Annotated in this window: 14 protein-coding genes and 1 pseudogene; 9 read left to right on the forward strand and 6 right to left on the reverse strand. The window is 72.6% G+C overall.

Going from position 1 to position 15,710, the window contains the following annotated elements:
- Positions 1-94: 94 nt before the first annotated feature.
- Positions 95-1,330 carry a beta-ketoacyl synthase gene (locus ABH923_RS01075; RefSeq protein WP_370053229.1) on the forward strand — a complete coding sequence of 412 codons (1,236 nt, stop codon included), beginning with the start codon at positions 95-97 and terminating at the stop codon, positions 1,328-1,330.
- A 94-nt stretch (positions 1,331-1,424) separates the two neighbouring features.
- Here the strand turns inward: ABH923_RS01075 and ABH923_RS01080 are convergent.
- Positions 1,425-1,929, reverse strand: a pseudogene (locus tag ABH923_RS01080) (DUF3145 domain-containing protein).
- 167 nt (positions 1,930-2,096) lie between these two features.
- Between ABH923_RS01080 and ABH923_RS01085 the strand changes: the two are divergent.
- Positions 2,097-2,663: a PadR family transcriptional regulator gene (locus ABH923_RS01085; protein WP_370053231.1), complete on the forward strand. Its 567-nt coding sequence runs from the start codon at positions 2,097-2,099 to the stop codon at positions 2,661-2,663.
- Between the two features lie 83 nt (positions 2,664-2,746).
- Here the strand turns inward: ABH923_RS01085 and ABH923_RS01090 are convergent, their stop codons facing one another.
- Positions 2,747-3,589, reverse strand: a complete 843-nt coding sequence (locus ABH923_RS01090) for a DUF1684 domain-containing protein (RefSeq protein WP_370053233.1) — start codon at positions 3,587-3,589, stop codon at positions 2,747-2,749.
- A gap of 73 nt (positions 3,590-3,662) precedes the next feature.
- Positions 3,663-5,336: a bifunctional 3'-5' exonuclease/DNA polymerase gene (locus tag ABH923_RS01095; RefSeq protein ID WP_370053235.1), complete on the reverse strand. Its 1,674-nt coding sequence runs from the start codon at positions 5,334-5,336 to the stop codon at positions 3,663-3,665.
- Positions 5,337-5,424: 88 nt separating this feature from the next.
- On the opposite strand from ABH923_RS01095, the gene ABH923_RS01100 reads away from it, so the two are divergent.
- Positions 5,425-5,760, forward strand: coding sequence for a hypothetical protein (locus ABH923_RS01100; protein ID WP_370053237.1), 336 nt, complete (start codon positions 5,425-5,427; stop codon positions 5,758-5,760).
- 13 nt (positions 5,761-5,773) lie between these two features.
- Here the strand turns inward: ABH923_RS01100 and ABH923_RS01105 are convergent, their stop codons facing one another.
- The gene (locus tag ABH923_RS01105; RefSeq protein WP_370053238.1) at positions 5,774-6,232 is read right to left on the reverse strand and encodes an NUDIX domain-containing protein; all 459 of its coding nucleotides are present in this window, start codon (positions 6,230-6,232) and stop codon (positions 5,774-5,776) included.
- Between the two features lie 75 nt (positions 6,233-6,307).
- On the opposite strand from ABH923_RS01105, the gene ABH923_RS01110 reads away from it, so the two are divergent.
- From ABH923_RS01110 to ABH923_RS01130, 5 genes are all read left to right on the forward strand, one after another.
- Complete coding sequence (locus ABH923_RS01110) at positions 6,308-7,018, forward strand: potassium channel family protein (RefSeq protein WP_370053239.1); 711 nt, start codon at positions 6,308-6,310, stop codon at positions 7,016-7,018.
- Positions 7,018-7,494 carry an NUDIX domain-containing protein gene (locus tag ABH923_RS01115; RefSeq protein WP_370053241.1) on the forward strand — a complete coding sequence of 159 codons (477 nt, stop codon included), beginning with the start codon at positions 7,018-7,020 and terminating at the stop codon, positions 7,492-7,494. Before ABH923_RS01110 ends, ABH923_RS01115 begins: the two co-directional genes overlap by 1 nt.
- 65 nt (positions 7,495-7,559) lie before the next feature.
- Positions 7,560-7,946, forward strand: coding sequence for a hypothetical protein (locus ABH923_RS01120; RefSeq protein ID WP_370053243.1), 387 nt, complete (start codon positions 7,560-7,562; stop codon positions 7,944-7,946).
- A gap of 41 nt (positions 7,947-7,987) precedes the next feature.
- Positions 7,988-11,947 (forward strand): Pls/PosA family non-ribosomal peptide synthetase, encoded by a 3,960-nt coding sequence (locus ABH923_RS01125; RefSeq protein ID WP_370053244.1) that lies wholly within the window; start codon positions 7,988-7,990, stop codon positions 11,945-11,947.
- Positions 11,944-13,278 carry a M1 family metallopeptidase gene (locus tag ABH923_RS01130; protein WP_370053246.1) on the forward strand — a complete coding sequence of 445 codons (1,335 nt, stop codon included), beginning with the start codon at positions 11,944-11,946 and terminating at the stop codon, positions 13,276-13,278. The genes ABH923_RS01125 and ABH923_RS01130 overlap by 4 nt, the downstream gene beginning before the upstream one ends.
- A gap of 18 nt (positions 13,279-13,296) precedes the next feature.
- On the opposite strand, the gene ABH923_RS01135 is transcribed toward ABH923_RS01130, so the two are convergent.
- Together ABH923_RS01135 and ABH923_RS01140 are read right to left on the reverse strand one after the other, a co-directional pair.
- Positions 13,297-13,818: a hypothetical protein gene (locus ABH923_RS01135; RefSeq protein ID WP_370053248.1), complete on the reverse strand. Its 522-nt coding sequence runs from the start codon at positions 13,816-13,818 to the stop codon at positions 13,297-13,299.
- Positions 13,819-13,890: 72 nt separating this feature from the next.
- The gene (locus ABH923_RS01140; protein WP_370053249.1) at positions 13,891-14,502 is read right to left on the reverse strand and encodes a TetR/AcrR family transcriptional regulator; all 612 of its coding nucleotides are present in this window, start codon (positions 14,500-14,502) and stop codon (positions 13,891-13,893) included.
- A 181-nt stretch (positions 14,503-14,683) separates the two neighbouring features.
- Here ABH923_RS01140 and ABH923_RS01145 point away from each other — a divergent pair, with 181 nt between their 5' ends.
- On the forward strand, positions 14,684-15,709 hold the full coding sequence (locus tag ABH923_RS01145; protein WP_370053251.1) for an aldo/keto reductase: 1,026 nt from the start codon (positions 14,684-14,686) through the stop codon (positions 15,707-15,709).
- Position 15,710: the final 1 nt, after the last annotated feature.

Below are 15,710 nucleotides of genomic sequence, written 5' to 3' on the forward strand. Positions count from 1 at the left end.
TACGCGCGGGCGGGCCTCCCCCGAGGTTCCGCCCGCGCGGGGAGCAGCGCGCTGCGCGTTGCACCGTTGTTCCTAACTACACGGAGTTGCCGTTATGACCAAGAAGATCGTCGTCACCGGCGTGGGCGCATCCTCCCCGCTCGGTGGCACCGCCCCCGAGAGCTGGGCCGGCCTGCTGGCCGGGAAGTCCGGCGCCCGCAGCCTCACCCACGACTGGGTGGCCGAGCTGGAGCTGCCCGTCACCTTCGCCGCTGAGGCGCTCGTGCGGCCCGACACCATCCTCGACCGGCCGACGGCCAAGCGCCTCGACCCGTCCAGCCAGTTCGCGCTGGTCTCGGCGATGGAGGCCTGGGCCGACGCCGGCTCCCCCGAGGTCGCCCCCGAGCGCCTCGGCGTCGACTACGCCACCGGCATCGGCGGCGTGTGGACCCTCCTCGACGCGTGGGACACCCTGCGCGAGCGCGGCCCCCGCCGCGTCCTGCCGATGACGGTTCCGATGCTGATGCCCAACGCCGCCTCCGCCGCGGTGTCCATGCACTTCGAGGCGCGCGCGTTCGCCCGCACCGTCGCCTCTGCCTGCGCGTCGAGCACCGAGTCGCTCGTGAACGCGTACGAGCACCTCCAGGCCGGACTCGCCGATGTCGTCATCGCCGGCGGCACCGAGTCCGCCATCCATCCGATCACCGTCGCCTCGTTCGCGTCGATGCAGGCGCTGTCGCGCCGCAACGACGACCCGGCGACCGCCTCCCGCCCGTACAGCGTCGACCGCGACGGCTTCGTCATGGGCGAGGGCGCGGCCAGCCTGGTGCTGGAGACCGAGGAGCACGCGCTCGCCCGCGGCGCCCGCATCTACGCGGAGATCGTCGGCGGCGGCGTGACGGCCGACTCGTACCACATCACCGCGAACGACCCGGAGGGCCGCGGGGCCATCCGTGCACTGCGGCTCGCCCTCGAGAAGGCGGGCGCCTCGCCCGACGAGGTGACCCACATCAACGCGCACGCCACCAGCACCCCGGTCGGCGACCCGGCCGAGTACGTCGCGCTGCGCGAGGTGTTCGGCGAGCGGGTGCATGACATCCCGGTGTCGGCCACGAAGGCGTCGACCGGTCACCTGCTCGGCGGCACCGGCGCGCTGGAGGCCGTCTTCACGATCTTCGCGCTGCGCGACCGCGTCGCCCCGCCGACGATCAACATCACGGAGCAGGACCCGGCGATCCCGCTGAAGGTCTCCGGCGAGCCGCAGCCCCTCGGTGACGGCCCGCAGCTCGCGATCAGCAACTCGTTCGGCTTCGGCGGCCACAACGCCGTCGTGGCGATCCGCTCGGTCTGAGCACGAACGTGAAGAAGGCCCCGGTCGGATGACCGGGGCCTTCTTCTGTTCACCGCGTGCGGGCGGCTGAGCCTGGCCCGTCGCGGGAGTCCTGCTAGCCGACCTTGTGCAGCCAGATCACCGAGGGTGTCGTCGTGGGCGCGTCGGAACGGCTCCAGCTCGTCATCCCACGCCTGGCCGAGCGCGAGCCGCAGCTCGCGGTGCAGTTCGAGCGAGTTGGAGCCGGCTACCTCCATCGCGTACCGGATGCGGTCCTCCGGCACCACGGTGTTGCCCGCAGTGTCGGTCTGGACGAAGAAGATGCCGAGATCGGGCGTGTGCATCCAGCGGCCGCCGTCGGTGCCGAGGCCGGCGTCCTCCGTCACCTCGAAGCGGAGGTGCTCCCAGCCGCGCAGGGCTGTCGCCAGGCGCGCTCCGGTGCCCTGGGGGCCGTCCCAGAAGAACTCGGTGCGCTGGGCGCCCTTCAGCACCGGCTGCGTCTCCCAGGTGAAGTTGACGGCGCGACCGAGAGCGCGTCCTGCCGCCCACTCGATGTGAGGGCAGAGCGCGCCGGGAGAGGAGTGCACGTAGAGCACTCCTCGAGCTGCGTGAGCCGTCATGGTTTTCCTCCTTCGTCGGTACGTCTTCCCCTACGACCGCGAACGAGTGCCATGACTTCTATGAAGTTGACTACCGCGATTATGCCGGAGAACGCGCCCGAGTTACAAGATTGTGATTCGGCGATTCCTGCGTGCCACACGGCAGCGAGCGGAATAGCATACCGGGTATGTCGGTTCAGTATGGTTTCCTCGCGGTGCTGACCCAGGGCCCCGCTTACGGCTCCCAGCTCCAGAACGAGTTCCTCCTGCGCGCGGCCAACCGCCGCACGCTCAACGCCGGGCAGGTCTACTCCACGCTCGACCGGATGACCGAGCAGGGGCTGATCGAGTCGGCGGGTGAGACCGATGACGGTCTCCCGCTCTACCGGCTCACGGACACGGGAGCCGAGGAGGCCACGACGTGGCTGACCGCCGGCCCGCGGGACGTGCGTCCGGACTGGGACGAGATGCAGGACCAGGTGCTGGTCGCCGCATCGCTCGACGGCGCGGACGCGGCGGTGGTCGTCGCGGACTATCGGGCAGCATTCGCCGAGCGCATCCGGGAGCTGACGCACGACGCGGACTCGCGGGCGGTGCTCGCCGCCAACCGAGCCGCCGAGCTCGGCGCGCGCGCCGCGATCGAGTGGCTGGACGAGGTCGCCAAGGCCCTCGCCGCGCACCCCGGCGCGCTGGTGCAGCCGCGCTGCCCCGAGCGCCCCCGCCGCGGCCGCAAGCCCGCCGCGGCCCTCGACTGACGCGTCTCCCTCACGCCGAAGGGCACGTAAACGCCCCTACAACGCGGTTTTAGGGGCGTTTACGTGCCCTTCGACCACTGGGGTCAGTGGAGGAGGGCGCCGTCCTTGTTCAGGACGTTCTTCTCGCCGGCCTCGATGGGGACCGCGAAGCGGTTCTGCGCAGGAGGCAGCGGGCAGTTGAAGTTGTAGCTGAACGCGCACGGCGGCAGAACGGCGAGGTTGAAGTCGAGCGTCACCGTGCCGTCCTCGTTCGGGACGACGAAGAGGAAGCGGCCGACCGAGTAGGTGCTGTCGCCGTTCGTGGTGTCCGAGAACACGAGCTGCAGCGCGCGACCCGCCTTGAACGCGGCGAGGTTGTAGTCGACGCCGTCCTTGCTGAAGGTGATCTCGCCCGGGATGACCATGTCCCTGGTCGCGCCGTCGTCCTTGAGGTGCTCGAAGCCGACCGTCTTGCCGCCCTCGATCGGCGAGAACGTCGCGGTGATGATCCACTCGGGGCTGAACGGGAAGGCGTCGATCGAGCCGAAGTTCTGGATGTCCTCGGACTGCGCATCCCACACCCGCAGCGCGTACTCGCCCTGCTCGTTCGCGATGACGAAGCCGGTGACGGTGTCGCTGAAGCGGACGGCGCCCGGGTTCGGGTCGTCCTTGCCGCGCACGATCGCGGAGCCGTCGACCAGCACCTCGTCCACGAAGACGTTGTCCGTGGCGACCGCGGTGACCTTCAGGCCGGACTGGCCCGCCGGCAGCGGCGACCAGAGTCCGGGAACGCCCCAGACCGGCTGCTCGGAGTCAGGCTCACCGGTGATCCACTGCGTGTTCACGAGCGCCAGGTTGCCCTGCGGGGCCGTGACGGCCTGCTCGCGGCGGGAGTGGTAGCGCGCGAGGACGGCGTCGGGGTCGGCGAGGGCTGCGGTGTCGGTCATGGTCTCCATCCTCTGTCAGGTCGGTGGGTGCAACCAAGCGCGACACTCCCCCATTCCCGCGCCAGGGACGGGTTCACTTGGCCTCGCCGTAGCTGTCGACCACAGCGGCGGTGACCGGGAAGTCGACAGGGAAGCCGCCGAAGAGCAGTCGCCCAGCGGCCTCCGCAGAGGCGCGGACCTCGGCGGCGACGGCCTCCGCCGACTCCGCCGGGGTGTGGACGATGACCTCGTCATGCAGGAAGTACACCAGGTGCGGGCCGGCGGCGAAGTCGGCGCCCACCGGGGTGAGCCGGGCGAGCCGGTTGCGCAGCTCGGCCATCCAGCACAGCGCCCACTCGGCGGCGCTGGCCTGGACGACGAAGTTGCGCGTGAAGCGGCCCCAGTCGCGCGCCTGGCTGCGCGCACGGCGTTCCTCGGCGGGCGTGGACTCGGCTCCGGAGGCTGCCGACTGCGCGGCCTGCCAGCTCCCACCGGGCCGCGGGGAGCTGCGCCCGAGCCGGGAGGTCACGATGTCGCCCCGCTCCCCGGTGCGCGCCGCCTCCTCGACGAGCCGCACGGCCCGCGGGTAGGCGCGCGCCAGTCGCGGCATGAGCCGGCCGCTGTCGCCCGTCGTCGCGCCGTACATCGCGCCGAGCATGGCCACCTTGGCTTGGGCGCGCTCCTCCACCGCCCCGCTGGCCACGATGCCCGCGTAGAGGTCGCGGCCGCGCCCGGCCTCAGCCATCGCCGTGTCACCCGCGAGGCCGGTGAGGATGCGCGGCTCGAGCTGGGCGGCGTCGGCGACCACGAGCTTCCACCCCGGGTCGGCGACGACCGCGCCGCGGACCTCCTTGGGGAGCTGGAGGGCGCCGCCGCCGCGCGTGGCCCAGCGCCCGGTGACGACGCCGCCCGGGATGTAGTCGGGCCGGAACCGGCCGTCGCGCACCCAGGCGTCGAGCCAGCTCCAGCCGTTCGCCGCGTGCAGCCTGGCGAGCTTCTTGAACGTCAGCACCGCCGGGATCGCAGGGTGGTCGACCTCGCGCAGCTCCCACGACCGCGTCGAGGTCACCATCAGGCCCGCGCGCTGCAACGCTTTGAGCAGCTCTGGCGGGCTGTCGGGGTTGAGGTCGGGCGCCTCCAGCGCCGTGCGGATCTCCGCCGCCAGGGTCTCGAGCGCCTCTGGCCGCCCGTAGCGCGGGCGCGGGCCGAGGAGGGCGCGCAGCAACTCGTCGTGCCGCTCGACGCTGTACGGGAGGCCCGCGTGCTGCATCTCGGCCGCGATCAGCGCTCCTGCCGACTCGGCGGCGAGCAGGAGGCGGAGCCGGCCGAGCTCAGCGCTGCCCGCGACGGCCTCCTGCTGCGCGGCGTACTCCTGCTCAATGGAGGGCCGGGTCGTCTCGGACGGGTGGTCGAGCTCGAAGAGGGTCGCGGCTGCCGGCTCGGGCGCGTCCTCCAGCACGCGGGCGGCGTCCCACGGTCCGGGCGCGGCCGTCGCGAGTGCAGAACCCGCGGTGAGCGTGGAGGCCCGCAGGATCGCATGGCTGAGGCGCAGGTCCACGCAGCGCTCGACGCGGACGCCCGCCTGAAGCAGCCGCGGGTACCAGGCGCGGGTGTCGTCCCAGACCCAGCGCGGCCGCGACACGGCCTCCTCGCGCCGGACGAACTCCGGCAGGTCGGCCTCCGCGAGCTCGGTGCGCTCGGCGTCGTCGCTGTCCGGACGGATCGCCACGACCCGCCCGGGAGCGACGCGGTCGAGGAGGATCTGCACTCCTCAATTCTGCATGCGACGGACGACACTTCCCGCTATAGTGAGAAAACGTCACTTTAAGCGATGCCGACCCGAAAGGCGAGCGACGATGACAGAGTACCTGCACGACTCCCAGGGAGTGTGGATCGCGTACCGACCCGATCCGCAGTCGCGCTGGCTGTTCAACTCCGAAGGCGACTGGATCGGCTGGTTCCCCTGGTCGGACGACATCGCGGTGACCCCGGGTGGCTCCTACCTCGGAACCGTGCACGGCGACCGCCTGTTCATGGACGACGAGCACCCGTACCGCGGGAACCCGGGCTACCCGGGAGCGCCGGGCTACCCCGGTCAGGCACCGTACCCGGGCGCAGGGCCGTACGTCGGGCTGCCGGACGGCTGCGACGACGTCGCGCCTGCGCTGCTCTGGCCGCGCATCGCGTCCTGAGCGGCAGGAAGGCTCAGCCCGCCAGGGCCGCCAGTCGCGACCGCAGCTCCGGCCAGGCCGCGCCGAAGCCGGGATGCAGCGGCAGGTCCGCGACCTCCGGGACAGACACCCAGCGCAGTTCGATGCTCTCCACGTCGGCCATGTGCGCCTCGAACGCGCGCACGGCCTGTGCGACCACGGTCGTGTACGACCAGAAGCCGAGATCGAGCACGCTCTCGAACAGCACCTGAACCGCGTCCGCGGGCACGGCCGCCTCCTCCGCGGCCTCCCTCAGCGCGCCCTCCACGGCGGTCTCGCCCTCGTGCCTGGCGCCGCCCGGGAGGCCCCAGGTGCCGCCGAAGTGGCTCCAGTCGGCACGGTGCTGGAGCAGCACGCCGCGCCGCAGGTCGTGGACGAGCAGGCCAGCGGCGCCGAAGCGGCCCCAGAAGCGCTCGCCGTTCGGACCTTCCACCCATGCGTCGCCGGAGTTCACGTCTCCACGTTAGCCGCACGGCCGAAGCCGGTGACGTCGCGTGACGGTTCTCGCAGACGGTCCTACTGTGTGGACATGACACTCCAACGCTGGCGCCACCTCACCGAGTGGCCACTCACCGCGGCCGCCGCGGTGTTCCTCGCCGCCTACGCCTGGGAGGTCATCGGCGACCTCCACGGGGCGCAGCTCGTCGTCGCGGAGACGGTGATCTGGATCACCTGGGTCGTCTTCCTGCTCGACTACTTCGTGTGCCTCGCCCTCGCCCCGCAGCGCTGGCGCTGGTTCTACACGCACCTGTTCGATCTCGCCATCGTCGTGCTGCCGATGCTGCGCCCGCTGCGGCTGCTGCGGCTGGTGACGATCCTCGCCATCCTTCAGCGCAGCGCAGGCGCCGCGTTCAGGGGACGCGTGATCGTCTACGTCGCCGGTGCGGTCGCCCTCCTGGTGTTCACAGCCGCCCTGGCGGCGCTGGACGCCGAGCGCGGGAGTCCGCACGCGCACATCGAGACCTTCCCGCAGGCCATCTGGTGGGCCTTCGAGACCATCTCGACGGTCGGCTACGGCGACTACGTCCCGGTCACCGAGGTGGGCAGGCTCGTCGCGGTCGGCCTGATGATCGGCGGCATCGCGACACTCGGCATCGTGACGGCGACGCTGGCCTCCTGGATCGTGGAGCGGGTCGCGCAGACCGAGATCGACATGCGGGCGGCCACCCGTGGGCAGATCCGGGAGCTGTCGACCCAGCTGGCGGAGCTGAAGGCCCTGCTCGAGGAGAGGTCGGCCTGATGGCGGTGCGCAGTGCGGCGATCCTGCTGCATCGCCGTGGGACGGCCGGCCAGGAGGTGTGGATCGCGCACATGGGCGGCCCATTCTGGGCGCGGAAGGACGAGGGCGCCTGGACGCTGCCGAAGGGGCTGGTCGAGGAGGACGACGTCGACGAGCTCGCCGCGGCCCGGCGGGAGTTCGCCGAGGAGATGGGAACGCCCTCTCCCGACGCCGTATACGTCCCGCTCGGCGAGTTCCGTGCGTCGAGCAAGACCTTCGTCGTGTTCGCCGCCGAGGCCGATTTCGCGCTCGCGGAACTGGTCAGCAACGAGTTCGAGCTGGAGTGGCCGCCGCGCTCCGGCGTCGTCCGGACGTACCCGGAGGTGGACGACGCCGGCTGGTATCCGGTCGCGATCGCGCACGGGAAGCTCGCGAAAGGGCAGCGGCCCATTCTGGACGCACTCGTGCGGCTCCTCGACGAATCCGGATCCGACTAGCGCGCACGGCACCCCCTCGGTCGTATCGTTGGCTGCACGTGCCGGACGGGACGAAGGAGGAGCAGGTGGCGAAGAAGAAGGCGGAGAAGGACGCCGAGAAGGCCCTGATCACCGCGAGGGCCGCTGTCGACGAGGCGCAGCGGCTGGTGAAGAAGCTCGACAAGAAGACCCGCAAGGAGGCCGAGGACCTCGCAGCCGCGCTGGAACAGGCCGCGAAGGACGCGAAGAAGGCCTCGCTCCGGGCCCGCAAGACGGCGGAGCAGGCGGCCAAGGACGCCAAGGCGAAGGCGCAGGCGGCGCGCGAGCGTGCGCGCACGGCCGCATCGGCCCCGGCGGCGAGCACGGGCATCCCCACGTTCCGCGATCTGCGCGACCGGGCGAAGGCGCAGGGCATCCAAGGCTACTCGCGGATGAACAAGGCCCAGCTCCTGCACGCGCTCGGTGAGGGCTGACGTTCACCGGCCGGTAACCGGCTGCTTCTACGGTTGCCGCCGTGACTGACACCACCGCCGAGCCCGCGATCCTCTCGGCGCTGGACCGCGCGCCGGAGCCGCGGACGCTCATCGACATCCTGCGGGAGTCCGCCGCCGCCAACCCGCAGGGTTCGGCGATCGAGGACGCCCGCGGCGCGCTGAGCTACCGCGAGCTGCTCGCCCGCGTGCTCGCCACGGCGGCGCGGCTGCGCGAGGCCGGGGTGCGCCGCGGCGACCGCGTCGGCGTGCGGATGACCTCGGGCAGCCGGGACCTCTACCTGGCGATCCTCGGCGTGCTCGCCGCGGGCGCCGCCTACGTGCCGGTGGACGCCGACGACCCGCAGGAGCGCGCCGACCTCGTCTTCGGCGAGGCGGAGGTGCGCGGGGTCATCACCGACGACGGCTACCTCGCCACGGCCGCCGCGGACGGTGCGGACGCCGTCGACGTGCCGGCCGGACCGCTCGCCGTGCAGGGCCAGGAGCCGCACCCGAGCACCTCCAGCCTCCCTGTGGTCGACCCGCCCACGCCGGAGGACGACGCCTGGATCATCTTCACCTCCGGCTCGACCGGGACGCCGAAGGGCGTGGCGGTGCGGCACCGCTCGGCAGCGGCGTTCGTGGACGCCGAGTCGCGGCTGTTCCTGCGGGAGGAGCCGATCGGCCCGGGCGACCGCGTGCTCGCAGGGCTCTCGGTGGCGTTCGACGCCTCCTGCGAGGAGATGTGGCTGGCCTGGGGGCACGGCGCCTGCCTGGTGCCCGCCCCGCGGTCGCTGGTGCGCACGGGAATGGACCTCGGCCCGTGGCTGGCGGCGCGCCGCATCACCGTCGTCTCGACCGTGCCGACGCTCGCGGCGCTCTGGCCGACCGACGCGCTCGACACCGTGCGGCTGCTGATCTTCGGCGGCGAGGCCTGCCCTCCCGAGCTGGTCAACCGGCTCGCCGTGGAGGGCCGCGAGGTCTGGAACACCTACGGGCCGACCGAGGCGACGGTCGTCGCCTGCGCGAGCCTGCTGACCGCGGGCGAGCCGGTGCGGATCGGCCTCCCGCTCGACGGCTGGGACCTCGCGGTCGTCGGCCCCGACGGCTCGCCGGTCGCGGTCGGCGAGTCCGGCGAACTGATCATCGGCGGCGTCGGCCTCGCCCGCTACCTCGACCCCGGGAAGGACGCCGAGAAGTACGCGCCGCTCCCCTCGCTCGGCTGGCAGCGCGCCTACCGCAGCGGCGACCTGGTGCGCTTCGACCCGGCCGGCCTGTTCTACCTCGGCCGCGCCGACGACCAGGTCAAGGTCGGCGGCCGCCGCATCGAGCTCGGCGAGGTGGAGGCCGCCCTCCAGCAGCTCCCCGGCGTGTCGGGGGCCGCCGCCGCTGTGCGCAGGAGCGCGGCGGGGAACGACGTGCTGGTGGGCTACCTCGCCGTCCCGGAGCGCGCGGCCTTCGACCGGCGTGCCGCGCTGGCAGAGCTGCGCGCCGAGCTCCCCGCCGCGCTCGTGCCGCTGCTGGCGGTGGTGGACGACCTCCCGGTGCGCACCTCCGGCAAGGTCGACCGCGCTGCACTGCCCTGGCCGCTGGAGGAGGCGGACGAGGACGCGCCGGACCTCGACCCGGTCTCCGAGCTGCTGGCCGCGGACTGGCGCAGCGTGCTCGGCCTGCCGGTGGGCGGCCTCGATGACAACTTCTTCGACCTCGGCGGCGGCTCGCTCGCGGCCGCACAGCTCGTCTCGCTGGTGCGCAGGCGGCATCCCGACATCACGGTCGCCGACATCTACGCGCACCCGCGCTTCGGCTCGCTCGCCTCCGCGCTCGCGGAGAGCTCGCCGTCGGCCTCCGCCGCCTCGACGCACGTCGTCCCGCGGACGCCGCGCCGGATGCAGGTGCTCCAGACCGTGCTCGGCGTTCCGCTGTTCATCCTGAACGGCATCCGCTGGCTGCTCTACCTGCTGACGGCGGCGGCCATCCTGCGGCCGTTCGGCGGGTTCGGGTTCCTGCCGGAGGTGAACCTGGTCTGGCTGATCCTCGGGCTGATCGTGTTCGTCACGCCGTGGGGCCGGATGGCGATCGCCGTGGTCGCAGCGCGGCTGCTGCTGCTCGGGGTCAGAGCCGGCGACTATCCGCGCGGCGGCGGCGTGCACCTGCGACTCTGGCTCGCCGAGCAGGTCGCCCACCAGATCGGCGCGGCCAGCCTCGCCGGAGCCCCCTGGATCAGCTACTACGCCAGGGCGCTCGGCGCGACGATCGACCGCGGCGTCGACCTGCACGCGCTGCCGCCGGTGACGGGCATGCTGCGGATCGGCGCCGGCGCCTCCATCGAGCCGGAGGTCGACCTCGCCGGATACTGGATCGACGGCGACCTCGTGCGCATCGGCGAGATCCGCATCGGCGCCGGGAGCTCGGTCGGCGCCCGCAGCTCGCTGATGCCCGGAGCGAAGATCGGCCGCGACGCGACCGTGGCGCCGGGCTCGGCCGTGTTCGGCCGGGTGCCTGCCGGTCAGAACTGGGCGGGTTCCCCCGCCGTCCGGGTGGGCAAGGCGCGCGACTGGTGGCCGGGCGAGCGGCCGCTGCGCCGCACCAGGTGGGTCGCCGCGTACGCCGCGGCCTCCCTCGTCGTCTCGCTGGTCCCGGTTGTCGCCTTGGCCGTCGGTGGTCTGGTCGTCGCCGCCTTCACCCGCGGGGCGACCAGCCTGGCGGCGGCCATCCCGGGCGCCGCGGCGGCGCTCGTCCCCGCCACGCTCGCCTCCGGCGTCGTGCTGGCTGGCGTGGTCGTGGTCCTGGTGCGCCTCCTCGGCCTCCGCCTGAGAGAGGGCGTCTACCCGGTGCGCAGCCGTGTCGGCTGGCAGGTGTGGTCGACGGAGCGGCTGCTCGACATGGCGCGGACGCTGCTCTTCCCGCTCTACGCCAGCCTGTTCACCCCGGTCTGGCTGCGGATGCTCGGCGCGCGCGTCGGGCGCGACGTGGAGGCCTCGACCGTGCTCCTGCTGCCGGCGATGACCAAGATCCGCGACGGCGCGTTCCTGGCCGACGACACGCTGGTGGCCTCCTACGAGCTCGGCGGCGGCTACGTGCGCGTCGCGGAGGCGGAGATCGGCGCCCGCGCCTTCCTCGGCAACTCGGGGATGGCCGGTGGCGGAAACCGGGTGCCGCGCGACGGTCTGGTCGCCGTGCTGTCCGTCGCCCCGCGCAAGGCCAAGGCGGGCTCGTCCTGGCTGGGCTCGCCGCCGGTGAAGCTCCGGCGGAGACCCCAGGACGCCGACCTCTCCCGCACCTTCGAGCCGAAGGCCTCACTGCGCGTCGCCCGCACCGCGTGGGAGCTGCTGCGCATCGTCCCGGTGTTCGTGACCTGCGCCATCGGCCTCGCCGTGCTGCTGACGCTCGCGGCGCTCTCCGAGGCCTGGGGCGTCGGCTGGGCCATCGTGCTCAGCGGCCCGGTGCTCCTGGTCGCCGGAGCGGGCAGCGCGGCCGTCAGCACCGCGGCGAAGTGGGCGCTGCTCGGGAGGCTGAAACCGGGCGAGCATCCGCTCTGGTCGTCGTTCATCTGGCGCAGCGAGGTGTCGGACACCTTCACCGAGATGGTCGCGGCGCCCTGGTTCGCCTGGGCCGCCGCCGGCACGCCCGCGCTGGTCTGGTGGCTGCGCAGCCTCGGCGCACGCATCGGGCACGGCGTCTGGATCGACAGCTACTGGCTCCCGGAGGCCGACCTGGTCGAGCTGGGCGACGCATCCACCGTCAACCGGGGCTGCGTCGTGCAGACGCACCTGTTCCATGATCGAATCATGAGCATGGACCAGGTGATCATCGAGCGCGGCGGGACCCTCGGCCCGCACAGCGTCATCCTGCCCGCGGCCGCGATCGGCTCCAACGCCACGGTCGGACCGGCCTCCCTGGTGATGCGCGGCGAGACGGTGCCGGACCGCAGCAGGTGGAGCGGGAACCCGATCGGCCCATGGCGGGATGTCGTGGTACGCGAGTACCGTGCGGTGCGATGACCGAGGCCACCTTCGACGCTGACGCCGCCGTCCCCGCCGCGTCCCACCTCTATCTCCCGCGCTCCGGCACCCACGACTTCTCTGTGCTCTCGTACGACCTGGAGCTGTCGTACAAGGTCGCCACGAACCGCCTCGACGGCACGGCAGTGATCCGCGGGCGCGCGAACGTGACTCTCCCGGCGGTCTCGCTCGACCTGGTCCACCTGCGCGCCAAGCGGGTCAAGCTGGACGGCGACAAGCGCACCCGGTTCACGCAATCCCCGACCCACCTGCGGGTGAAGCCGGCGAAGCCGATCCCGGCAGGGGCGGAGTTCACTGTCGAGATCGTCTACGACGGCTCCCCCGTTCCACGCCGGACCCGCTGGGGCACCCTCGGCTGGGAGGAGCTCACCGACGGCGTCATCGTCGCCTCGCAGCCCTCCGGAGCGCCGACCTGGTTCCCGTGCAACGACCGGCCGTCCGACAAGGCCGCGTACCGGATCACGATCACGACCGAACAGCCGTATACCGTGCTCGCGACCGGCGAACTCGCCGGCCACAGCGTCAGCGGAGGCCGCGGCACCTGGACGTTCGAGCGCCCTGAGCCGACGGCGACCTACCTCGCCGCGGTGCAGATCGGCCGCTACGTGCTGGAGCCCCGGCGTACAGGCGGCGTGGAGTGGGTCATCGCCTATCCGCCCGCGCTCGCCGCCCGCGTGCTGGCCGACTTCGCGCCGGTCGGGCGGATGATCGAGTGCTTCCAGGAGCGCTTCGGCCCGTACCCGTTCCCGTCGTACACGGTCGTGGTGACCGAGGACCCGTTGGAGATCCCGCTCGAGTCGCAGGGCATGGCCACGTTCGGCTCGTCGCACGTCGACGGCCGCGGCGGCTCGGAGCGCCTGATCGCGCACGAGCTCGCCCACCAGTGGTTCGGCAACAGCGTCGGCGTGGCCGGCTGGTCGGACATCTGGCTGAACGAGGGCTTCGCCTGCTACGCCGAGTGGATCTGGTCGGAGTACTCCGGGAGCCACTCCGCGAACACGCTCGCGCGCACCCACCACGCCGTCCTCCGTGTGAAGCCGAAGGACCTGGTGCTCGCCGACCCGGGCGTCGACAGCATGTTCGACGACCGGGTCTACAAGCGCGGCGCGTGCCTCCTCCATGCGCTGCGCCGGAGGCTCGGCGACGACACGTTCTTCGACCTGGTGCGCGGCTGGTCGGCCGCGCACCAGTTCGGGACGGCGTCGACCGCGGACTTCGAGGCGTTCGCGGCCGGGTTCTCGGACGAGCCGCTCGACGAGTTCTTCGACGCGTGGCTGCGCGAGACGCGGTTGCCGTCGCTCAGCGACTGATGCCGCAGCGTCTCGCGGTTACGGTCGGTCCTCCGGGCGGCGCTCCTCGCCGGTGATCCCGTCGATGCGGGGCGCGTCGTGCGCGGGCGCCGCGGTGGCCGGCGCCGGAGTGGCGGTCTCGGCGGCGGGCCGAGGCGGCGGGACGTCGTCGCGGCGGGTGTCGTCCACCGCGCCGTCGGCCACCACGCGGTTGCCGTGGCGGTCGGTCTCGACGTCCGGGTCGACATCGTCGGCGCGGCTCAGCTTGTCCTGCTGCTCGTCGCGCGCGGCCGCGGCGGCGCGCTCGCGCTCGTCGGCCTCCCGACGCAGCCGCTCCGCGTCGACCTCGGCCTGCTTGGCGTCAGCGGCGGCCCTGGCGGACTTCGCCTCGCGTTCGCGCGCGGCCAGTTCGTCACGGGAGGCGGCCTCCCGCAGCTCGGCCGCCCGCTGCCGGTCGGCCTCCACCTTGCGCCGGCGTGCCATCATGGAGACGACGATCACGATCCCCACGACGATGACCACGATGACGACGATCAGCACGATCCATCCGATAGCGTTCATGCCGCGCCACGGTACGCGCGGCACGGGGTGCCGGAAGGGCCTTGCGCGCAGGGGCGGGAGGTGCAGGGGCGCCTAGCCGTCGCCCTCCGCCGAACGCAGCCCCGCGAGCAGCAGGCCCACCATCCGCTCCGCACGCCCGGAGGCCGCCCCATCCGGCCGGACGCCGTGGCAGAGGTCGGCGACCGCGCCGAGGAACTCCCCCGCGTCGACGTCCTGGGCGATGTCGCCGGACTCCCGCGCCGCGGCGAGCAGCCCCGCGAGCGTCGGCGTGAGGTGGGTCGAGAAGTAGGCCGCGAGTGGCTCGTAGGCCGGGTCTCCGGAGTGCAGGGCGCCCGCCAGCCCGCGCTTGGCGGCCACGAAGCGGGTGTAGCGCATGATCCAGCGGTCGAGGGCCTCCCCCGGCGGGTAGGCCGCCGCGAGCGGGGCGGCAGCCGCAACACAGGCGTCCAGCTCGCGCCGGAACACGGCCGAGATCAGGTCGGAACGGAGCGGGAAGTGCCGGTAGAGCGTACCGACGCCGACACCGGCGCGGACGGCGATCACCCGCGCGGGCACGTCGACCCCGGCCTCCGCGAACAGGGCGGTGGCCGCCTCCACCAGCGCGTCGGCGTTCTGCCGGGCGTCGGCGCGGCGGGGCCGGGTCGCGGGCTCCACTGTGCTGAGGCTGCTCGTGTTCGCGGGCATGCGGTTGTCCCGGTGTCCTTCCTCTGGTGATTCGCCGGCGATCGGTGTACCGTCGAAGGAGTAAACGGAACAGCGTTCCGCTTAGAGATCCACCGATCCGGAATCAGGTTCCGATTGCTCGATCTTAGGCCTGCCGTCATCCCGGCGCCAGACCACGAACCCACGACTCAGGAGAGAAGTCATGCAGTACCGCACTCTCGGCCGCACCGGCATTAAAGTCACCCCGTACGCGCTCGGCGCGATGATGCTCGGCTCGCTGGGCAACCCCGACCGCGCGGAGGGCGTGCGCATCATCCACCGCGCGCTCGACGCCGGCATCAACTTCGTGGACACCGCCGACCGTTACGGCGACTCGGAGGAGGTCGTCGGCGAGGCCCTCAAGGGCCGCCGCGACGACGTCGTCTTGGCGACCAAGTTCTGGGGGCCGGTGGACGACGACATCAGCCACCGCGGCGCGTCCCGCCGCTGGATCATGCAGGCGGTCGAGCGCTCACTCCGGCGCCTGCAGACCGACCACATCGACCTGTACCAGCTTCACCGTCCGGACCCGGACACCGACATCGACGAGACGCTCTCCGCGCTCACCGACCTGGTCCGGCAGGGCAAGGTGCGCGCGATCGGCTCCTCCTCGATGCGCGGCTCCGAGATCGTGGAGGCGCAGTGGATGTCCGAGCGCCGCGGCTTCGAGCGGTTCCGCACCGAGCAGCCCAACTACTCCCTCCTCGACCGGGAGATCGAGCGCGAGATCCTGCCCGTCGCGCAGCGGTACGGCATGGGGACGCTCGTCTACAGCCCGCTCGCCGGCGGCACGCTCACCGGCCGCTACCGGGCCGGCGGCGAGAACGACAACTTCCGTTCCACCCGCACCGGGATGCGCCACTTCCGCGACGAGCGCAGGCTCGCCGCCGTCGAGGAGCTGATCGCGCTGGCCGACGAGGTCGGCGTCCCGCTCACCCACCTGGCGATGGCCTTCGTGATCGCGCACCCCGGGGTCACCTCCGCGATCGCCGGCCCGCGCACGATGGAGCAGCTCGAGGACACCCTCGCCGGCGTGGACGTGTCGCTGTCCGACGAGGTCCTCGACCGCATCGACGCGATCGTCCCGCCCGGCGAGAGCATCGGGGCGATGGACATGGTGTACCGCGGGCCGGAGGTCGGCGACCCGGCGACGCGACGGCGTCCGGCGGCGCAGCGTTCGGCGGGCTGAG

It is taken from the genome of Leifsonia sp. EB41, assembly GCF_041262565.1.
Taxonomy (GTDB): Bacteria; Actinomycetota; Actinomycetes; order Actinomycetales; family Microbacteriaceae; genus Leifsonia.